The sequence below is a fragment of the Microbacterium sp. p3-SID336 genome (assembly GCF_025143365.1).
Classification (GTDB): Bacteria; Actinomycetota; Actinomycetes; order Actinomycetales; family Microbacteriaceae; genus Microbacterium.
The window spans coordinates 1-20527 of the sequence record NZ_JALXPE010000041.1; the positions used below are offsets into that span (position 1 = coordinate 1).

General features: G+C 71.4%; 13 protein-coding genes. 11 read left to right on the forward strand and 2 right to left on the reverse strand.

Annotated elements, in window-relative coordinates:
• The first annotated feature begins 16 nt into the window (after positions 1-16).
• The 6 genes from M3C17_RS12845 (at position 17) to M3C17_RS12870 (ending at position 6489) form a co-directional block, all read left to right on the forward strand.
• Positions 17-2242, forward strand: a complete 2226-nt coding sequence (locus tag M3C17_RS12845; RefSeq protein ID WP_259978228.1) for a carbon starvation CstA family protein — start codon at positions 17-19, stop codon at positions 2240-2242.
• A 13-nt stretch (positions 2243-2255) separates the two neighbouring features.
• A complete protein-coding gene (locus tag M3C17_RS12850) occupies positions 2256-2489 on the forward strand; it encodes a YbdD/YjiX family protein (RefSeq protein WP_259978188.1) in 234 nt (77 codons plus the stop codon).
• 216 nt (positions 2490-2705) lie between these two features.
• The gene (locus M3C17_RS12855) at positions 2706-3914 is read left to right on the forward strand and encodes a sensor histidine kinase (protein WP_259978190.1); all 1209 of its coding nucleotides are present in this window, start codon (positions 2706-2708) and stop codon (positions 3912-3914) included.
• Between the two features lie 9 nt (positions 3915-3923).
• Positions 3924-4640, forward strand: coding sequence for a LytTR family DNA-binding domain-containing protein (locus M3C17_RS12860; protein ID WP_259978192.1), 717 nt, complete (start codon positions 3924-3926; stop codon positions 4638-4640).
• Entirely contained in the window at positions 4637-5035 is a 399-nt protein-coding gene (locus M3C17_RS12865; RefSeq protein ID WP_259978193.1) for a heavy metal transporter, read from the forward strand. Before M3C17_RS12860 ends, M3C17_RS12865 begins: the two co-directional genes overlap by 4 nt.
• Positions 5032-6489: a cation acetate symporter gene (locus M3C17_RS12870; RefSeq protein WP_259978195.1), complete on the forward strand. Its 1458-nt coding sequence runs from the start codon at positions 5032-5034 to the stop codon at positions 6487-6489. Before M3C17_RS12865 ends, M3C17_RS12870 begins: the two co-directional genes overlap by 4 nt.
• Before the next feature lie 154 nt (positions 6490-6643).
• On the opposite strand, the gene M3C17_RS12875 is transcribed toward M3C17_RS12870, so the two are convergent.
• Positions 6644-7561: a pirin family protein gene (locus tag M3C17_RS12875; protein WP_259978196.1), complete on the reverse strand. Its 918-nt coding sequence runs from the start codon at positions 7559-7561 to the stop codon at positions 6644-6646.
• Positions 7558-7941, reverse strand: coding sequence for a GNAT family N-acetyltransferase (locus tag M3C17_RS12880; protein WP_259978197.1), 384 nt, complete (start codon positions 7939-7941; stop codon positions 7558-7560). Before M3C17_RS12880 ends, M3C17_RS12875 begins: the two co-directional genes overlap by 4 nt.
• A gap of 103 nt (positions 7942-8044) precedes the next feature.
• Here M3C17_RS12880 and recQ point away from each other — a divergent pair, with 103 nt between their 5' ends.
• The 5 genes from recQ (at position 8045) to M3C17_RS12905 (ending at position 20499) form a co-directional block, all read left to right on the forward strand.
• Positions 8045-10072, forward strand: coding sequence for a DNA helicase RecQ (recQ, locus tag M3C17_RS12885; protein WP_259978199.1), 2028 nt, complete (start codon positions 8045-8047; stop codon positions 10070-10072).
• Between the two features lie 135 nt (positions 10073-10207).
• A complete protein-coding gene (locus M3C17_RS12890) occupies positions 10208-12271 on the forward strand; it encodes an acyl-CoA dehydrogenase (RefSeq protein WP_259978201.1) in 2064 nt (687 codons plus the stop codon).
• A gap of 208 nt (positions 12272-12479) precedes the next feature.
• Positions 12480-13526 carry an NAD(P)-dependent alcohol dehydrogenase gene (locus tag M3C17_RS12895; protein ID WP_259978203.1) on the forward strand — a complete coding sequence of 349 codons (1047 nt, stop codon included), beginning with the start codon at positions 12480-12482 and terminating at the stop codon, positions 13524-13526.
• Positions 13527-13732: 206 nt separating this feature from the next.
• A complete protein-coding gene (locus M3C17_RS12900) occupies positions 13733-14311 on the forward strand; it encodes a DNA-3-methyladenine glycosylase I (RefSeq protein ID WP_259978205.1) in 579 nt (192 codons plus the stop codon).
• A 137-nt stretch (positions 14312-14448) separates the two neighbouring features.
• Entirely contained in the window at positions 14449-20499 is a 6051-nt protein-coding gene (locus tag M3C17_RS12905; RefSeq protein ID WP_259978207.1) for an Ig-like domain-containing protein, read from the forward strand.
• The last annotated feature ends 28 nt before the right edge of the window (positions 20500-20527 follow it).

Consider the following 20527-nt stretch of genomic DNA (forward strand, 5'->3'; position numbering starts at 1 on the left):
CGACGACGAACCCGTCATCGAGACCGATCCGACCCTCCCACCCGTCGCCCTCTCCGCCGAGCACGAGGCGAAGAGCCGCCGCTGGACCCTGCCGAAGATCCTGCTCTGGACGGCCATCGCCCTGCTCGGCGGTGTCGCCTGGGTGATGCTCGCGATCGTCCGCGGCGAGACCGTCAACGCGATCTGGTTCGTGTTCGCGGCCGTCTGCACCTACCTGATCGGCTACCGCTTCTACTCGAAGGTCATCGAGCGCTACATCACGCGCCCCGACGACCGCCGCGCCACGCCCGCCGAGGTCAAGCAGGACGGCAAGGACTACGTCCCCACCGACCGTCGCGTGCTGTATGGCCACCACTTCGCCGCCATCGCCGGCGCCGGCCCCCTGGTCGGGCCCGTGCTCGCGGCGCAGATGGGCTACCTCCCCGGCACGATCTGGATCATCGTGGGCGTCGTGCTCGCTGGCGCCGTGCAGGACTACACGGTCCTGTTCTTCTCGATGCGTCGCGGCGGCCGCACGATCGGCCAGATGGCGCGACAGGAGCTCGGGAAGATCGGCGGAACCGCGGCGATCATCGCCTCGCTGCTGATCATGCTGATCATCGTCGCGATCCTCGCCCTCGTGGTCGTCAACGCGCTCGGCGAGAGCCCGTGGGGCGTGTTTTCGGTCGCGATGACGATCCCGATCGCGCTCTTCATGGGCGTCTACCTGCGCTACCTCCGCCCCGGCAAGGTCACCGAGGTGTCCATCATCGGCTTCGTGCTGCTGATGGCGGCGATCATCGGCGGCGGCTGGGTCGCCGGCACCGAGTGGGGCCAGGCGATCTTCCACCTCGACCGCACCACGATCGCGTGGGGCATCATCATCTACGGCTTCATCGCCGCCGTGCTGCCGGTGTGGCTGCTGCTCGCGCCGCGCGACTACCTCTCCACGTTCATGAAGATCGGCGTCATCGTCATGCTCGCCGGTGCGATCGTGCTGGTGCGGCCGGAGATCTCCGTCCCCGCGGTCAGCATCTTCGGCGAGAACGGCATGGGTCCGGTGTTCGCCGGTCCCCTCTTCCCGTTCCTGTTCGTCACGATCGCGTGCGGGGCGCTGTCCGGCTTCCATGCGCTGATCGCCTCGGGCACCACGCCGAAGCTCGTGGAGAAGGAGCGCCAGACCCGGTTCATCGGCTACGGCGGCATGCTCATGGAGTCGTTCGTCGCGATCATGGCCCTCGTCGCCGCGATCTCGATCGACCAAGGCATCTACTTCGCCATGAACGCGCCATCCGCCGCGACCGGCGGCACCGTCGAGGGCGCGGTCGCGTTCGTGAACTCGCTCGGGCTGACGGGGGTGAACCTCACCCCCGACATGCTCACCGGCACCGCGGCGGCCGTCGGCGAGGAGTCCATCGTGTCCCGCACGGGTGGCGCCCCGACGCTCGCACTCGGCCTCGCGCACATCATGCAGCAGGCCCTCGGCGGGCAGGCGCTCATGGCGTTCTGGTACCACTTCGCGATCATGTTCGAGGCGCTGTTCATCCTCACCGCGGTCGACGCCGGCACGCGCGTGGCCCGCTTCATGCTGCAGGACTCGATCGGCGCCTGGTTCCCGAAGTTCCGCGACGTGTCGTGGCGCCCCGGGGTGTGGATCTGCACCGCCATCATGGTCGCCGGCTGGGGAGCGATCCTCATCCTCGGCGTGACCGACCCGCTCGGCGGCATCAACACGTTCTTCCCGCTGTTCGGCATCGCCAACCAGCTGCTCGCCGCGATCGCGCTCGCCGTGGTGCTGGCCATCGTCGCCAAGCGGGGGCGCAGCTACTTCCGGTGGCTGTGGATCATCGCGCTGCCGCTCGCGTTCACCGCCGTCGTCACCATCACGGCCTCGCTCTACAAGATCTTCTCGCCCGTGCCGGCGATCGGATACTGGGCGAACCACTTCCGCTACCGGGAGGCGCTGGACTCCGGCGACACGGCGCTGGGCGAGCCGCAGGTGCTGGAGGCGGTGATCCGCAACACAGCCGTGCAGGGCACGCTGTCGATCATCTTCGTGGTGCTCGCGATCATCGTGATCGTGATGGCCGTGATCGCGACCGCCAAGGCGATCCGCAACGGCGGCGGCGAGAACACCGAGGATGCCCCTGTCGCCTCGCGGCGCTTCGCTCCTGCCGGCTTCATGCCGGACGCGGAGGAGCGCGAGCTGGAGAAGCAGTGGGAGCCCGTCCTCGCCGAGGAGCGCGCGGCGTCGCGCCACTGAGATGAGTCCCACCATGGATCGGACGGATGCCGCGGCCACCCCGCTGCGGGCGCGGGGGGGCGCCCTCGGCCGGGCCGGCCGCGGCATCCGCTGGTACATGACGACGCTGATGGGCGACACCGCGTACGCCACGTACGTCGCCCATCACCGTCGCCACCACCCGGGCGAGGAGCCGCTGACCGAGCGCCAGTTCTGGCGCCAGCGCATGGACGACCAGGACCGCAACCCCGGCGCCCGCTGCTGCTGACACCTGCCCGGTGCCTGCTGCCGCAGAGCCGTGTACAACGGTGCCAGCGGCTGCTCGCCCGTGCGCGACCGACCCGGCGTCCGCTGCCGCGGACCGTTCACAACTCAGGAGAATCGGCGCCCTTCGTCCCCAGAGCGAGCCGTTCGCCGGAGTGGGACGCATATCTCCTGAGTTGTGAACGCCGCAGTCCCGCGCCCCCGTCCCTAGGCTGAACGCATGAACGACGTCGTGCTCGCCGCCGTGCTGGGCGTGCTGGGCGGAATCGCCCTCACCCTGCTGCTGCTGCTCGCGCGACGGTTCGCACGGGGAGCCGCCGACCTCGGCAGCGACGCGGAGCAGGGGGCGCTGCGGGCGCTGCACCAGGCGAGTCTCGCGGCGCCGCACCTGCGCGGGGGGCTGGCGACGCCGGACGTGGTGCGGGCCGTGCGACACCTCCGGGTGCTGCTCGGCAGCGCGGCGGTGGCCATCGTGAGCGCGCCCGCCGTCGGGTCGGACGCGGAGCCGGCGCCGGTCGTGTCGTTCGACGGCGCAGCCGACGGCCTGGAGTCCGCTGCACGGCGCATCGCGGAGCAGGTCCGGTCGACCGGGCGGCGGCAGGTGTTCCCTGCGCCCGCGAGGACCGCCGACCTGGAAGCGGTCGGCGCCCCGATCGTCGTCGACGGCAGGATCGTCGGGGTCGTGGTGGCCTTCGCCGCTCCGGTGCGAGCGTCCCTGGTGCGCGCCGCGGAGGAGGTGGCCGACTGGTGCGCCGCGCAGGTCGAGCTGGGCGGACTGGAGGCGTCGCGCACGCAGCTCGCCGAGGCCGAACTGCGGTCGCTGCGTGCCCAGATCTCGCCGCACTTCATCTACAACGCCCTCACCGCGATCGCCTCGTTCATCACGACGGACCCCGACAGGGCGCGCGACCTGGTGCTGGAGTTCGCGGACTTCACGCGGTACTCCTTCCGTCGGCAGGGCGAGTTCACGACGCTCGCCGAGGAGCTGGGCAGCATCCACTCCTACCTGGAGCTGGAGCGCGCGCGCTTCGGCGACCGGCTGCGCGTCACCCTGCAGATCGCGCCGGAGACGCTCGCCACGGTCATCCCGTTCCTGTCGGTGCAGCCGCTCGTGGAGAACGCCGTGCGGCACGGCCTGGAGCCCGGCGAGCGCGGCGGCGAGATCCGCATCGCCTCCCGCGACGACGGCACCCACACCGAGATCACCGTGGAGGACGACGGCATCGGGATGGACCCGGAGAGCCTGCGCACGCTCCTCACCGCTCGCGAGGACGGCGGGCACGTCGGACTGCGCAACGTCGACACCCGGCTGCGACAGCTGTACGGCAGCAGCGGCGGACTGGTCGTGGAGACCAACACCGGCGCAGGTACCCTGGTGCGCATGCGAGTCCCGAAATCGCAGCCGCTGCACGACCCGGACGACGACTGAGGTGCGGGCATGATCGACGTCCTCGTCGCGGATGACGAGCAGCCAGCGCTCGACGAGCTGGTGCACCTGCTGCGTGCGGATCCACGGATCGCCGAGATCCTCACCGCGAGCAGCGGACCGGAGGCGCTGCGGCTGCTCTCGGCCCGTGCCGTCCGGATCGCGTTCCTCGACATCCACATGCCCGGCCTCCTCGGCACGGACCTCGCACGTGCCCTCCTCGCCCTCGCCGAGCCGCCCGCCGTGGTGTTCGTCACCGCGGACGAGGCCCGTGCCGTGGAGGCGTTCGAGCTGCGCGCCGCCGACTACCTCCTCAAGCCCGTGCGCCGGGAACGGCTCCGCAGCGCCGTGGACAGGGTGCTGCAGCTCGGGGATGCGCCCCGAGGGGACGACGAGATGCTTCCGGTCACGGTCGGCTCGGCGGTGCGGTTCGTGCGTCGCAGCGAGGTGCGGTGGGTGCAGGCGCAGGGCGACTATTCGCGACTGCACACGGAGGACGGGCAGGGGCATCTCGTGCGGATCCCGATCTCCGAGCTGGAGGCGCGCTGGACGAGCGCGGGGTTCCTGCGGGTCCACCGCTCGACGCTCGTGCGCACCGCGGCGGTGACCGAGGCGCGGCTGTCCGGCGGGGAGCCCGCGGTGGTGGTGGGCGCGACGGTGCTTCCGGTCAGCCGGCGCCTCGTGCCCGCGGTGCGGGAGGCGCTGGTCCGCGGTGAGGCCTCGACATGACGGGCACGCCGGAGCGCGGCGCGACGGACGTGCCGAAGCGGGTGCGGGTCACGGCAGACCTCCCGGCGCGGGGCCCGGCGGCGCTGACGCGCGGCATCGCGCTGCCGGGGGCGCCGGTCGATGAAGCGGACGCGGTGTACGCCAGGGCGCTGATGCGCAGCCAGCTGCGGCTCGCGCTCGGCACGGTCGCCGGGTTCGTGCTCGTCGTCGTGGCGATGACGCTGACCATCGCCGTCATCCCGCAGATCGACGACATCGTGCTGTGGGGACTGCCGCTGTCGTGGCTGCTGCAGGCCTTCGCGTTCTACCCCGTCATCCTCGTGTTCGCGCTGTTGTACGCCCGCACCGCCGTGCGCAACGAGCGTCGGTACCGGGCGCTGCGGGACCGCGAGTGAACGCCGTGCTCGACCTGATCGGCGTGGCCCTGGTGGTGCTGGCGACGCTGCTGATCGGCGTCTACGGGCTGCGGGTCTCCCGCACGACCGGCGACTTCTTCGTGGCGTCGCGCACGGTGCGCCCGGTGTGGAACGCCTCGGCGATCAGCGGCGAGTACCTCTCGGCCGGCACCTTCCTCGGGCTGTCCGGCCTGGTGCTGCTCGACGGCGCCCGCGGCTTCTGGTTCCCGATCGGCTATGCCGCCGGGTACCTGCTGGTGCTCGTCTTCGTCGCGGCACCGCTGCGCCGGAGCGGGGCCTATACGATCCCGGACTTCGTGGAGGCGCGGCTGGGGTCGACCGCGGCACGCCGGGTCACGAGCCTCGCGGTGCTCATCATCGGATGGCTGTACATCGTGCCGCAGCTGCACGGCGCCGGCATCACGCTCGTGGTGGTCGCGGGACTGCCGGAGTGGGTGGGCGCCGTGACGATCGCCGTGCTGGTGGCGGCCGCCGTCGCAGCGGGAGGCATGCGGGCGATCACGTTCGTGCAGGCGTTCCAGTACTGGCTCAAGCTCACGGCGCTGCTGGTGCCGGTGGTGTGCATCGCGTTCGCGCTGAGCGGCGGCCCGCACGAGTTCGACCCGGCGCTGGTGTTCCCGGCCGAGGCGGGCCCGAGCGGGTTCGACGCGTACGAGACGGCGTCTCTGCTGTTGGCGCTGCTCCTGGGCACCATGGGACTGCCGCACGTGCTGGTGCGGTTCTACACGAGCCCGACCGGGGCGTCGGCGCGGCGGACCACGGTGATCGTGATCGCGATGGTGAGCGCGTTCTACGCGGTGTCGAGCGGGATGGGGCTGCTGGCCCGGATCGCCGCGCCCGACCTCGCGGTGCCAGGCGTGGCCGACACGGTGGTGCTGCAGCTGCCGTCGCGCGTGTTCCCCGGGCTCGGCGGCGAACTGCTGACGGCGCTGATCGTCGCGGGGGCGTTCGCGGCGTTCCTGGCGACGTCCGCGGGGCTGGTGGTGTCGCTCGCCGGGGTCATCAGCCAGGACGTGTTCTCCGGGTCGGTGCGGTCGTTCCGGCTGTCGGCGCTGCTGTGTGCCCTGGTGCCGCTCGCGCTGGCTCTGCTCACGGCGCCGGCGGGACTGGTGTCGAGCGTGGGGGTGGTGTTCGTGGTGGCGGCGTCGACCCTGTCGCCGGTGGTGCTGCTGGGCGTGTGGTGGCGCGGGCTCACGGCGCGCGGAGCCGTCGCCGGGATGGTGTGCGGGGGTGTCGCGACGGGTCTGGCGCTGCTCGTGCACGCCGCGGTGGGCGGGGTCGGGGTGGCCGCGCCCTACCTCGTGCAGCCGGCGGCCTGGACGATCCCGCTGGCCACGGCGGTGACCGTGGTGGTGTCGCTGCTGGATCCGCGCGGCCCTTCGCCGCGGACCGAGCGGTTCCTCGCGCGCGTGCACACTCCGGAGCGCGGCTGAGGCGGTCTCGCGGCGCCGCTCGGCGGACGGACCGTTTCCTCGCCCCGTGCACGCCGCGGCTGACACGATCCCGCGGCGCCGGTCCGCGCAGCGCTGCCGGTCGGCGGATGCGCACCGGGGGTGACCCACTCGGTGGCCCCTTCCGCCGGTGCCGTCAGAGGGTGCGGCTGCGCGGCATCAGGCGTACGGGCGGCAACGGCGGGGCGGGGATGCGCACGTCGTGGCCGTCGACCCTGCCGAAACGGTCGGAGGCGGCCTCCCAGTCGGCCCGTGCCTCGGCGATCTCGTCGTGCGAGCGGCCGGCGAAGTTCCACCACATGACGATGTCGTCCTCGAACGGCTCCCCGCCGAGGAGGAACAGCAGGGCGCCCTCGGTGCTGGTCACGTCGATGTGATCGCGCGAGTCGCCGAGGTACAGCAGGGCGTTGCGCTCCAGGTCGTGGTCGGTGAGCGCGGCGCCGCCCTCGACGAGCAGCAGCGCGTGCTCCCAGCGCGGTCCGAGCGGCAGGCGCACGGTCGACCCTGCGGGGAGGGCGATCTCCGCGCCGACGATCGGCGTGTGCACGGTGGCGGGGGAGCGCACGCCCGCGAACTCGCCGAGCACGACCGTGGCGGTGGCGTCTTGGCCGTGCCGTGCGGGGAGGGCGACGGTGGGCAGCGCAGTGTGCCGCTCGAACCCGCCCTCGCCGTGCCGCGCCGACTCGGGCAGCACCACCCAGAACTGCAGCGCGTCGAGCGGGACCGGGTCCTCGCCGATCGAGTACTCGGAGTGGGAGATGCCGTTGCCGGCGGTCATGAGATTCAGCTGTCCGCGCCGCAGGTCGGCGTCGCTGCCGAGGGAGTCGCGGTGGCGGATCTCGCCGACGAGCGGCCAGGTGACCGTCTGCAGGCCGATGTGCGGGTGCGGCTCCACGCGCATGCGGGTGTCGGCGGGCCCGAACCGGTCGAGGAAGCACCAGGCGCCGATCGTCGGCAGGTTGCGGTGCGGCAGCACGCGCAGCACGTTCATGCCGCGCACGCCGCCGAGCGGCACCTCGCGCGGCTCGAGGACGAGGCGGCGCTCGCCGATCATTCCGCCCGCCCGGTGGGGTCCTCGTCGCCGGCGCTCGACTCCTCCTGCACGGCGGCAGGCTCAGAAGTGCCGCCCTGCACGTCGGCGGGCCGCTGCGGCCAGCGGATCTCCGCGCCAGGCACCTCGTGGGTCTGCAGGTACTTCGCGATGTAGGGGCACAGCGGCACGATCGGCTCGCCGCGGTCGACGGCGTCGGCGAGTGCCGCGGAGGCGAGCTTCCCGGCCAGACCCTGTCCCTGGAACGCCGGGTCGATCTCGGTGTGGATGAAGCGGATCGCGCCGGAGCGCAGCTGGAACTCCGCGTAGCCGGCGAGCACGTCGTCGGAGCGGATCTCGTAGCGGGAGGCGTCGTCGTGGCGGGTCACGGTGATGTCGGTCATCGGGTGCTCCTTCGGGGGTCTGCGTCCAACCTACGCCCGCGGGCGCCGGTGCGGGCCTGTGCACGGCGGTGCCGGTGTCGGGCGGGGTGGTTACGCTGGAGGGATGCCGCAGACTCCCCGTGACCCGTACGAGGATCTGCCCTATGCCGACGAGCCGTGGGGCGACGGCTGGGAGCCGACCGAGGCCCCCGAGCCGATGGACTGGGAGCCGCAGGGCGCGGGCTTCGAGCCGCCGCTCGACTGGGGTCCCGGCCCCGCGACGCCGGTGTCCGGAACGCGCGCGCCGACCTCGCCGACGGTCCGGCGAGCCGCCCCGAGCCGCTTCGCCACCGCCCGCGAGGCGCTGCACACGGTGTTCGGCTACGACGACTTCCGCGGCGATCAGGCCGCGATCGTCGAGCAGGTGATCGGCGGCGGCGACGCGGTCGTGCTGATGCCGACGGGCGGCGGCAAAAGCATCACGTACCAGGTGCCCGCGCTCGTGCGGGAGGGCACCGGGCTCGTCATCAGTCCGCTCATCGCGCTCATGCACGACCAGGTCGACGCGCTGCGTGCCAACGGCGTGCAGGCCGCGTACCTGAACTCGACGCAGTCGATCGACGAGCGTCGCGACGTGGAGCGCGCGTACGTCGCCGGCGAGCTCGACCTCCTCTACGTCGCACCGGAGCGCCTCTCGAACGCGAACACCACGGCGCTGCTGCAGCGCGGCACGCTCAGCGTGATCGCGATCGACGAGGCGCACTGCGTGTCCCAGTGGGGTCACGACTTCCGGCCCGACTACCTGGCGCTGGGCGACCTGGGCGAGCGCTTCCCCGGCGTGCCGCGCATGGCGCTCACCGCGACCGCCACCAGGGCCACGCACAAGGAGCTCACCGAGCGGCTGCACCTCGACGCGGCGCAGCACTTCGTGGCGAGCTTCGACCGCCCCAACATCCAGTACCGCATCGTCCCGAAGGTCGATCCCCGCAAGCAGCTCGTGCAGTTCATCCGCTCGCAGCCCGAGGGCGCGGCCGGCATCGTCTACGCGCTCAGCCGCAAGTCGGTCGAGCAGACGGCGACGTACCTGGCGGCGCAGGGCCTCGACGCGCTGCCGTATCACGCCGGGCTGCCGTCCGAGGTGCGCGCGGCGAACCAATCGCGCTTCCTGCGGGAGGACGGCGTGGTCATGGTCGCCACGATCGCGTTCGGCATGGGCATCGACAAGCCCGACGTGCGCTTCGTCGCGCACATCGACCTGCCGAAGTCGGTCGAGGGCTACTACCAGGAGACGGGTCGTGCCGGCCGCGACGGCGAGGCGTCGGTGGCCTGGATGGCGTACGGGCTCGGCGACGTCGTGCAGCAGCGCCGCCTGATCGACCAGAGCCCCGGCGACCGCACGTTCAAGATGCGGATGGGTCAGCACCTCGACGCGATGCTGGCGCTGTGCGAGACGGTGGAGTGCCGCCGCCAGAACCTGCTGGCGTACTTCGGCCAGGAGTCGCAGCCGTGCGGCAATTGCGACACCTGCCTCGACGACACCGCGACGTTCGACGGGCTGATCCCGGCGCAGAAGCTGCTCTCCACGATCGTGCGGCTGAAGCGCGAGCGCAATCAGGCGTTCGGCGCGGGCCACCTGATCGACATCCTGCGCGGCGCCTCGACCGAACGCATCCGCCAGCAGGGGCATGACGCCCTGGCCACGTACGGCATCGGCGCCGACCTCTCCGACCAGGACTGGCGCAGTGTGGTGCGGCAGCTGCTCGCCCGCGGGATCCTCGTGGCGCAGGGCGACTACGGCACGCTCGCGCCGGGGGAGCTGGCCGCGGGCGTGCTCCGCGGTGAGACGCCGGTACCGCTGCGGAAGGACACGATCGGCCGACCGACCTCGGCGCCGCGGGCGCGCAAGGCCGGAGCCGCCGACACCCTCGACGCCGGGGACAGGCAGCTGTTCGAGGCGCTGCGCGCCTGGCGTGCCGAGACCGCCAGGGAGCAGGGCGTCCCGGCGTACATCGTGTTCGGCGATGCGACGCTGCGGGCCCTCGCAGAGCACCGGCCGAGTTCGCCCGCCGACCTCGACGGGATCACGGGCATCGGCGCCAAGAAGCGCGAGGCCTACGGCGAGGGTGTGCTGGCGGTCATCGCGTCGGCGTGAGCCGATCCTGTCGCGAGGCGACAACGCCCCCGGGGGACACCCCCGCACGCTGTTGGAGGGTCGACACAGCGGAGTTCGCCCGGGTTTGTCGCACACCTACCATGGAGGCACACCCAGACTCCATGGAGGAATGACATGGTCGACGCCGCCGTCCGCCCTTCGACGACACCTGACCCGCGCGAGAGCGCGACCACCCCGCAGATCGATGTCGCCCGCCTGAACGACGCCCTGATGGGCACGTGGGCCGACGTCCGCCGCGAGGCCCGCGAGATGATCAAGGACCCCGCCTTCTGGCGCAAGGACGAGCTCGGCAAGGACGAGCACCGCGAGCGCGTGCTCAGCCAGCTGCACCTGCTCGTGGAGAACAAGGCCGTGCACCGCGCCTTCCCCAAGGCGCTCGGCGGCGAGGAGAACAACGGCGGCAACATCGCGGGCTTCGAAGAGCTCGTCGCGGCCGACCCGAGCCTGCAGATCAAGTCGGGCGTGCAGTGGGGACTGTTCGGCTCGGCGATCCTGCAGCTCGGCACGAAGGAGCACCACGAGAAGTGGCTGCCCGGCGTGATGGACCTCTCCATCCCCGGCGCCTTCGCGATGACCGAGATCGGACACGGCTCGGACGTCGCGGCGGTCGGCACCACCGCCACCTACGACCCGGCCACCGAGGAGTTCGTGATCCACACGCCGTTCCGCGGCGCGACCAAGGAGTACCTCGGCAACGCGGCCCTGCACGGCATCGCGGCCACCGTCTTCGCGCAGCTCATCACGAACGGCGTCAACCACGGGGTGCACTGCTTCTACGTGCCGCTGCGCGGCGAGGACGGCGTGGATCTCCCCGGCATCGGCCGTGAGGACGACGGTCTCAAGGGCGGCCTCAACGGCATCGACAACGGCCGGCTCTCCTTCGATCAGGTGCGCATCCCGCGCACGAACCTGCTGAACCGCTACGGCGATGTCGCCGCCGACGGCACGTACTCCAGCGCGATCGACAGCCCGGGGCGCCGCTTCTTCACCATGCTCGGCACACTCGTGCAGGGGCGCGTGTCGCTCGACGGCGCGGCGTCGTGGGCGTCCGCGCTCGGCCTCTACATCGCCGTCACCTACGCCAGCCAGCGCCGCCAGTTCGACGGCGCGGACGGGCAGGAGGTCGTGCTGCTCGACTACGGCAAGCACCAGCGCCGCCTGCTCCCGCGGCTCGCGACCACGTACGCGCAGATCTTCGCGCACGACGAGTTCCTGCAGAAGTTCGACGGCGTGTTCTCCGGCCGCACCGACACCCCCGACGACCGGGAGGATCTGGAGACCCTCGCGGCGGCGCTCAAGCCGCTGTCGACCTGGCACGCGCTCGATACGCTGCAGGAGGCCCGCGAGGCCTGCGGCGGCGCCGGGTTCATGTTCGAGAACCGCCTGGTCGGACTGCGGCAGGACCTCGACATCTACGTCACGTTCGAGGGCGACAACAACGTGCTGCTGCAGCTCGTCGGCAAGCGCCTGCTGACCGACTACGCCAAGCAGTTCCAGGGCAAGGACGCGGCGGCCCTCGCCCGCTACGCCGTGGGCATGACCGCGGGCAAGGTGTTCCACGGCGCGGGGCTGCGTCAGCTCGGCCAGGCCGTGAGCGACTTCGGACAGGTCGCCCGCTCGGTCGAGCGGGGGCTGCGCGAGGAGCAGCAGCACGATCTGCTCGCCGGCCGCGTGCAGCAGATGGTGGCCGACATCGCCGGGCGACTGCGGGCCGGCGGCAAGGACAGGGCTCTCGGCGCTCGTCTGTTCAACGAGAACCAGGCGGAGCTGATCGAGGCCGCACGGGCGCACGGCGAGCTGCTGCAGTGGGAGGCGTTCACCGACGCCGTGCACGCCATGGACGACCCGGAGACCAAGAAGGTGATGACGTGGCTGCGCGACCTGTTCGGTCTGCAGCTCATCGAGAAGCACCTCGCCTGGCACCTCATCCACGGGCGCCTGTCGATGCAGCGCGCGGTAGCGGTGTCGAGCTACATCGACCGGCTGTGCGCGCGGCTCCGCCCGCACGCGCTCGACCTCGTCGACGCGTTCGGCTACGAGCCGGAGCACGTGCGGGCGCCCATCGCGAGCGGTGCCGAGAAGCAGCGTCAGGACGAGGCCCGTGCGTACTACGCCGACCTCGCCGCGTCCGGCGAGGCTCCGATCCTCGAGAAGACGCTGAAGAAGCAGAAGCGCTGACGGTTCGCTGTTCACAACTCAGGAATCCCGCCCGGATCTTCGCGTTCCGGGCGGGATTCTGCGTTCAGGCCCCGGTTCTCCTGAGTTGTGAACAGGTGGGGTCGCGAGGGAGTGGTGAGCGGGAGGTGCCGGCGGGGCGCGGGCCCCGTGTCGAGGCCGTTCATGGCGGCGCGGGATAGTCTCGGCGGATACCGACCCGAGGAGCATCATGTCGTCCGTCATCGCCTACGCCGCCCCCGCCGAATCCGCCCCGCTCGAGAAGATCCGCATCGAGCGCCGGGAGCTGGGCCCCCACGACGTGCTGATCGACATCGCCTTCGCGGGCATCTGCCACTCCGACATCCACACGGTGCGCGGCGACTGGGGTGCGCAGCAGTACCCCCTCGCCCCGGGGCACGAGATCACGGGCACGGTCGCAGCCGTGGGCGCCGAGGTCAGCCGCCACGCGGTGGGCGACCGCGTCGGCGTGGGCTGCCTGGTGAACTCCTGCCGCGAGTGCGAGTACTGCCGGCGCGGAGACGAGCAGTTCTGCACGAAGGGCGCGATCGGCACCTACGGCGCCGTGGACCGCGACGGCACGATCACGCAGGGCGGGTACTCCGAGCAGGTCGTGGTGACGGAGGACTTCGTGCTGCGCATCCCGGACGCGCTGCCCCTGGACGCGGCGGCACCGCTGCTGTGCGCCGGCATCACCACGTACTCGCCGCTGCGGCACTGGAAGGTCGGCCCCGGCACGCGCGTCGCCGTGGTGGGTCTCGGCGGCCTCGGGCACATGGGCGTGCAGATCGCGCATGCGCTGGGCGCGGAGGTGACCGTGCTGTCGCAGAGCCTCGCGAAGAAGGACGACGGACTGCGGCTCGGCGCCGACCGCTACTTCGCGACGAGCGACCGGGAGACGTTCCGCGAGCTGCGCGGCTCGTTCGACCTGATCCTCAACACCGTGAGCGCCGTGATCGACCTGCGCGCCTACCTCGGGCTGCTCGACGTGGACGGCACGATCGTGTGCGTCGGCGCCCCGGCGGAGGCGCTGGCGCTGAACGCGGGCTCGCTGATCGCCGGCCGCCGCTCGATCTCCGGGTCGAACATCGGCGGCATCCGCGAGACCCAGGAGATGCTCGACTTCTGCGCCGAGCACGGCATCGCCGCGAAGATCGAGGTCATTCCCGCCTCAGCGATCAACGAGGCCTACGAGCGCGTGCTCGCGTCGGACGTGCGCTACCGCTTCGTGATCGACGCCTCGACGTTCGCCGAGTGAGGCGCGTGCCGTTCGCGCCGTTCGCTGCGTGACGTTCGCGTCGTTCGCCGAGTGACGCCCGCCCCGCTCGCGGAGTGGCGCCCGCCCCGCTCGCCGAGTGGCGCCGGCCCGGCTCGACGCCTGGCGGCCGCCCGGCTCGCCGAGTGAGCCCCGCGCTGTTCGCGGGCGCGGGCGGGAGCGTCGGTGGGGGCCGATACGGTGAACGCATGACCTCTCTCCGCACGGGCCCGGACGCCCGCGTGCGCTGCGCCTGGGTGGGCGACGACGCCGAGTACCGCCGCTATCACGACGAGGAGTGGGGCACGGCGCTCCACGGGGACCGCGCGCTGTTCGAGAAGATGGCGCTCGAGGGCTTCCAGGCCGGGCTGTCGTGGATCACGATCCTGCGCAAGCGCCCCCGGTTCCGCGAGGTGTTCGCCGGGTTCGAGCCGGCCGCGGTCGCGGCGTTCGACGAGAGCGACGTGGAGCGGCTGATGGCCGACCAGGGCATCATCCGCAATCGCGCGAAGATCGAGGCCACGATCGGCAACGCCCGCATCGTGCAGAGCATGGCAGATGGGGAGCTCGATGCGCTGATGTGGTCGTTCGCCCCGCCCCCTTCCGGCGTGCGACCGGCCTCGTTCGCCGAGGTCCCCGCGGTCACCCCCGCCTCGACCGCGTTGAGCAAGGAACTGCGACGCCGCGGGTTCCGTTTCGTCGGGCCCACCACGATGTACGCGCTGATGGAGTCGGCCGGAATGGTCGACGATCACATCGAGGGGTGCTGGCGCGCGGACCCCCGGTGACGTGGGGAGATCTCCCCATCGAGCGATATTCTGCGACCCGGTTAGGATGAACGGGTGTTCCGTGGGCCTTCGTCCCGCGGTGGAGTCGGAGAGAACGCGACCCTGGGGGGGAACCGGGTATGAAGGCGCTGTCATGGATGCGCGCGCGACCCAAGACGCTGGCGTCAGCCGCCGGCGTCACGGTGGGGGTCATCGCCCTCACCACGATGGCCTTCACGTATGAGGGGTTCCCGACCACCAAGGTCGACCTGAACGACGGCGGCGTCTGGATCACCAAGAGCTCGAGCCTCCTGGTCGGCCACTTCAACCACGAGTCCACCATTCTCGACGGCGGTCTGCGCACCACCAGCGAGAACTACGACATCCTGCAGGACGCGGCCAACGTGCTGGTCGTCGACGAGAGCGCATCCACCGTGACCGCCGTCGACCCGGCGCGCGTCTCCCTCGGCGACTCCGCGCTCATCCCCTCCGGCGCGAAGGTCGCGCTCGGCGGCAAGACCGCCGCGATCCTCGACGAGAACTCGGGCGACCTGTGGGTCGTGCCGGTGAAGGGCATCTCCTCGTTCGAGATCGAGGTCGCGGAGCCCGTGGCCGAGCTCGGCGACGACTCCGACGTGACCGTGGCCCAGGACGGCACCGTGTTCGGGCTCTCCGGGGAGCGCGGCGAGGTCGTGACGGTTCCCGTCGACAACGAGGGCGCCCCGCAGGACCCGTCCACCGCGTCCGTCGGCGAGCTCGACGTGTCCGCGCGTCCCACCATCACCGCGGTCGGCCGCACCCCGGTCGTGCTCGACGCGGCCGCGGGCGTCGTCACCACGCCCGGCGGCTTCCGCACCGAGATCGCCGACGCCGCCGACGCCGTGCTCCAGCACGCCTCAGCCGAGACAGATGCGGTGGCCATCGCCACGCCCTCGGCGCTCGTGCGCGTGCCGCTGGACGGCGGCGAGCCCGCGCAGACCTCGGCGGGCAGCGAGGGGACGGCTGCCGCACCGGTGTGGCTGCGCGGCTGCACCTACGGCGCGTGGGCCGGCTCTGCCACGTTCATCCGCGAGTGCCCCGGCGAGGGGAACGACGTCAACGCCCCGATCGACGGCGCCGAGGACTCCTCGAGCCTGACCTTCCGCGTGAACCGCGACGTCATCATCCTGAACGACGCCGTGGGCGGCGCGGCGTGGCTCGCGAACGAGAGCCTGCAGCGCGTCGACAACTGGAACGACCTCACCCCGCCGGAGGGCGAGACCGAGAACCAGGAGGATTCCACCGAGGAGACCGTGGAGACCACGCTCCCGGAGCGCAGCGAGGAGAACACCCCGCCGATCGCCGAGGACGACAGCTACGGCGTGCGACCGGGCGCCACCACGCTGCTGCCGGTGCTCGACAACGACAACGACCCGGACGGCGATGTCCTGGTCGCGGCGCTCGCCGAGGCGCAGCCCGGCATCGGGACGGTGCAGCCGATCAACAACGGCGGCTCGCTGCAGATCGCCGTGGACGAGAAGGCCTCCGGCACCGCGAGCTTCACCTATGAGGTCGACGACGGCCGCAAGGGCAAGGACACCGCGGTCGTCACGCTGACCGTGCGCGACTGGAGCGAGAACGTCGCCCCCGAGCCGAAGCGCAAGACCACCCTCGCGGTGGAGACCGGCGGCACGATCTCGTACAACATCCTTCCGGACTGGATCGACCCGGACGGCGACGACATCTATCTGAAGGAGGTCGTTCCCGCGCCCGGCGACGAGGTCGACTTCAGCCGCGACGGCCAGATGACGTACAAGGCGACCGCGAGCCTGCAGGGCCGCAAGGACGTGCTGGTGACCGTGGCCGACGCCTCCGGCGAGGTCGGCACCGCCACGATCGCCCTCGACGTGCGGCCGCAGGGCTCGACCAACCCGAAGACGAACGCCGACCACGTCGTGACCAAGGCCGGCCAGCAGGTCACGGTGGCTCCGCTCACGAACGACACCAGTACGAGCCGCGAGCCGCTGCGACTCAGCCGCGTGCTGGACACCCCCGGCGCGACGATCCAGCCGGACACCCCGAACAAGACGTTCACGTTCATGGCGCCGAACCCCGGCGTGTACTACGTGCAGTACCAGGTGACCACCGGGCCCAAGAACGGCGAAGGCCTGGTCCGCATCGACGTGATGCCGGAGTCGGAGACCGATCTGCCGCCGGTCGCGGTGCGCGATGTCGCGCTGCTGCCGACGGGTGGAGACGTGCTGCTGGGCGTGCTGAACAACGACACCGACCCCGCGGGCGGCATCCTCGTGGTGCAGTCCGTGTCGATGGACCCGAGCACCGGCATCTCCGTCTCGGTGCTGAACCACGAGACGCTGCGCATCACGGATCAGGGCGCGCTCGACGAGCCCGTGCGCATCGGCTATCGCATCTCGAACGGCTCCAAGTCGGCCGACGGGGAGGTGGTGGTCATCCCGATCCCCGCACCGGACGAGATCCTGCCGCCGCTCGCCAACCCGGACACCGCGACGGTCCGTGTGGGCGATGTGGTGAGCATCCCGGTGCTGGACAACGACTCGCACCCGAGCGACGACGTGATGCACGTCGAGCCCGAGCTCGTCGAAACCGTCGACCCGGAGGACGGCGAGGCGTTCGTCTCCCAGGACGAGGTCCGCTTCAAGGCCGGCCCGGAGGCGAAGACGGTGTACCTCACGTACGAGGTCGCCGACTCGCGCCAGCAGAAGGCCGCCGGCTACGTCACGATCCAGATCCTGCCGATCGACGAGGAGACCAATGCGGCACCGCGGCCGCAGGACCTGACGGCGCGTGCGCTCGCCGGCAGCGACGTCGACATCGCGGTTCCCCTCGACGGCATCGACAGCGACGGCGACTCGGTCGAGCTGATCGGCATCGACTCCAGCCCTGCGAAGGGGCGCATCACCACGGTCGGCCCGAACTACTTCACGTACGAGGCGGGCGACGAATCCTCGGGCGTCGACACCTTCACCTACCGCGTGCGCGACCGGCTGGGCAAGGAGGGCGTCGCCACGATCCGCGTCGGCATCGCCCCCGCGGAGCAGATCAACCAGCCGCCGTACGCCGTGAAGGACGCCGTGGTCGTACGACCAGGGCGGGAGATCGCCGTGCCGGTGCTGGCCAACGACTCCGACCCCGAGGGCGACAAGGTCTCCCTCGTGAAGGACGGCCTGGAGGTGCCGGAGGGCCTGGAGGGCCGCGTCTCCGGCGACCGCGTGATCGTCACCGTCCCCGACCGGGAGATGGAGACGTCGCTGCAGTACACGGCGAGCGACGCCCGCGGCGCCACGGCGACCGCGACCCTGCAGATCACGGTCGACGAGGACGTGCCGCTGCAGGCACCCGTCGCCCGCGACGACCGCCTGCAGCCCGCCGACCTCAAGGACGGCGGCCTCAGCGCCGACCTCGAGATCCTGAAGAACGACGAGGATCCGGACGGCACGGTCGACCGCCTCGACGTCGAACTCGGCGCCGGCGCCACGCTCCGTGAGGACGGCACCGTGCGCGTGACCGTCACCGACGAGCTGCAGCTGATCCGCTACACGCTCACCGATCCGGACGGCCTGCAATCCTCCGCGTTCATCTTCGTGCCGTCGCGCGACGGCCTGCGCCCGGCACTCACCTCCACGAAACCCGTCGAGGTCGTCAGCGGCGAGACGAAGAAGCTGCCCCTCTCCGAGTACGTCACGGTCGCCGGCGGCGGCGAGGTGCGCATCACTGAGAAGGCCAAGATCAGCGCCAACAACGCCGATGGCGCGGATCTGCTGCAGGACGAGAGCACCCTCGTCTACACCTCGGCCCCCGGCTACTTCGGACCCGACGCGCTCACCTTCGAGGTGACCGACGGCGACGGTCCTGACGACCCCGAGGGGCGCAAGGCCACGCTCAGCATCCCGATCAACGTGCTGCCGCCGGAGAACCAGCAGCCGACGTTCGTGGCAGGGCAGGTCAACGTCGCCCCGGGGGAGGACGCCACGGCACTCGACCTCGCCGCGCTCACGGACGACCCCGACCCGGAGGACGAAGGCAAGCACACGTACTCGTTCGTCGGCGGTGACGGCAAGGGCATCTCGGCGCGGGTCGACGGCGACAAGCTGCTCGTGGAGGCGTCGTCCAGCGCGAAGAAGGGCACCAGTGCGTCGCTCACCATCCGGGTGTCCGACGGCGAGACCGAGCCGGTCGAGGGCACGGTGACCGCGCTCGTGACCGCCTCGACCCGATCCATGCCCGCGGCCAACACCGACACGATCTCGGAGGCGGATGCCGGCGAGACCATCACGGTGCCCGCGCTCGCGAACGACTTCAACCCGTTCCCGGAGACGCCGCTGAAGATCGTCGGCGCGGTGACCGAGTCGGGCCGCGGTGAGGCGTCGTTCACCTCCGACGAGGTGCGCGTCACCCCCGCGGAGGGCTTCGTCGGCACCCTCGTGGTGCGCTATCGCGTGCAGGACGCGACGGAGGACGTGGATCGCGAGGTGAACGGTCAGATCGTCGTCACGGTGCAGGACGTTCCCGCGGCGCCGGGCACTCCGGTGGTGACGAGCGTGCAGGACCGCACGGTGGTCGTGTCGTACTCGGCCCCGACCAACAACGGCGCCGAGATCACGAAGTACACCGTGAAGTCCGTGCAGGGGAGCGCCTACTCGAAGGAGTGCGCGTCCACCACCTGCACGCTCGACGGTCTCACGAACAATGTCGAGTACACGTTCCAGGTGACCGCGACGAACCGCGTCGGCGAGTCTGAGCCGTCCGCCCTCTCCGAGGTCGCGCGCCCGGATGCCCGTCCGGACACCCCGAACCCGCCGACCCTGAAGTTCGGTGACAAGTCGCTGCAGGTGGCGTGGGCCACGCCGACGACCCCGGGTTCGCCCGTCGAGCGGTACACCCTCGAGATCTCGCCCGCGCCGCCCTCCGGTGTCACGCAGAAGGAGGCCACGGGCAACTCGCTCACCTGGGAGGGGCTGGAGAACGGCTCGGACTACCAGGTGCGGGTGCAGGCGCACAACCGCGCGCCCGACCCCTCCAGCTGGAGCGGCTGGTCGGCGTCCGAGATCCCGGCAGGACCCCCGCTCGCGGCGGGCGCTCCGACCACCAAGGAGCTGGAGCCGGTGTCCGGCCAGGCGCAGATGCTCGTGAGCTGGAACCCGCCGGACAAGAACGGCGATGCGATCCGCGGCTATGAGCTCCAGGTGCTCTCGGGTGGGGAGACGATCCGCACGATCACTCCCGGCGCGCAGGCGAACAGCCAGGCCGTGACCGTGCCGACCTCCGAGGCCGCGTACACGTACCGCATCCGCGCCTACAACAAGGCGGGCTGGGGCGCGTGGAGCGAGCAGTCGGCCCCGCGTCGCGGCGTGACCGCGCCCGGCGCGCCGACGAGCCTCGCGGTGACGGCCGAGCTCGACCGTGCGCTCGACATCTTCTATCGGGAGGGCTCGCGCAACGGCGCGAAGACGAGTGAGGTCACGTACCAGTACCGGCTGAACGGCGGCAACTGGAACAACCTCTCCGGCACCCGGATCGGCGGTCTCACGAACGGTCAGGACTACACGATCGAGATGCGCGCCGTCGCCACGGTCGACGGGCAGACCTATGCGGGCGCGGTGTCGAACTCGGCCCGCGGAAACCCGTACGGTCCTCCGAAGCAACCGGCGGCCAGCGCCCATCCCGGCGCGACCCAGGTGGAGCTGCGATGGAACGCCAGCGGCTCCCCCAACGGCCGCAGCATCTCCGTCGTGCAGATCAGCATCGACGGCGGCGGCTGGCAGAACGTGGGCATCTCGGGCTCGCGCACGGTCGGCGACGGCTACAACCAGGGCCACAGCATCCGGGTTCGTGCGCAGGACGCCGCCGGACAGTGGACGTCGGAGGCGTCGGCGTCGGCAAGCTCCGGTCCGCCCCCGGCACCGCGCGCCTGGGTCAGCCGAGGCACCGCCGGCTACTGGCCGGGGCAGTGCACCGACGGCACGTGCGCGAAGTTCGTCGTGAACACGCAGAACTTCCCGGCCGGGACCTACCAGGTGTGGTGCAACAGCAACGCGCCGACCGCAGGAGCGCGCTTCGCCGGCGGCGGCAGCTGGTACATCCCCGCCAACGGCGCGGTCGAGCTCAGCTGCTTCCACGGCGCCGGCGGTCGCGGCTACGAGGTGTGGGTCACCATCGGCGGCACCGATTACGAACGACGACAGTGGTGACAGGCACCCCTTCCATCGAGAGAGCACA

Coding starts and splice junctions, on each gene's coding strand:
- M3C17_RS12850 (WP_259978188.1), top strand. CDS start 2,256: ATGGATCGGACGGATGCCGCGGCCACCCCGCTGCGGGCGCGGGGGGGC.
- M3C17_RS12855 (WP_259978190.1), top strand. CDS start 2,706: ATGAACGACGTCGTGCTCGCCGCCGTGCTGGGCGTGCTGGGCGGAATC.
- M3C17_RS12860 (WP_259978192.1), top strand. CDS start 3,924: ATGATCGACGTCCTCGTCGCGGATGACGAGCAGCCAGCGCTCGACGAG.
- M3C17_RS12865 (WP_259978193.1), top strand. CDS start 4,637: ATGACGGGCACGCCGGAGCGCGGCGCGACGGACGTGCCGAAGCGGGTG.
- M3C17_RS12875 (WP_259978196.1), bottom strand. CDS start 7,561: ATGATCGGCGAGCGCCGCCTCGTCCTCGAGCCGCGCGAGGTGCCGCTC.
- M3C17_RS12880 (WP_259978197.1), bottom strand. CDS start 7,941: ATGACCGACATCACCGTGACCCGCCACGACGACGCCTCCCGCTACGAG.
- recQ (WP_259978199.1), top strand. CDS start 8,045: ATGCCGCAGACTCCCCGTGACCCGTACGAGGATCTGCCCTATGCCGAC.
- M3C17_RS12890 (WP_259978201.1), top strand. CDS start 10,208: ATGGTCGACGCCGCCGTCCGCCCTTCGACGACACCTGACCCGCGCGAG.
- M3C17_RS12895 (WP_259978203.1), top strand. CDS start 12,480: ATGTCGTCCGTCATCGCCTACGCCGCCCCCGCCGAATCCGCCCCGCTC.
- M3C17_RS12900 (WP_259978205.1), top strand. CDS start 13,733: ATGACCTCTCTCCGCACGGGCCCGGACGCCCGCGTGCGCTGCGCCTGG.
- M3C17_RS12905 (WP_259978207.1), top strand. CDS start 14,449: ATGCGCGCGCGACCCAAGACGCTGGCGTCAGCCGCCGGCGTCACGGTG.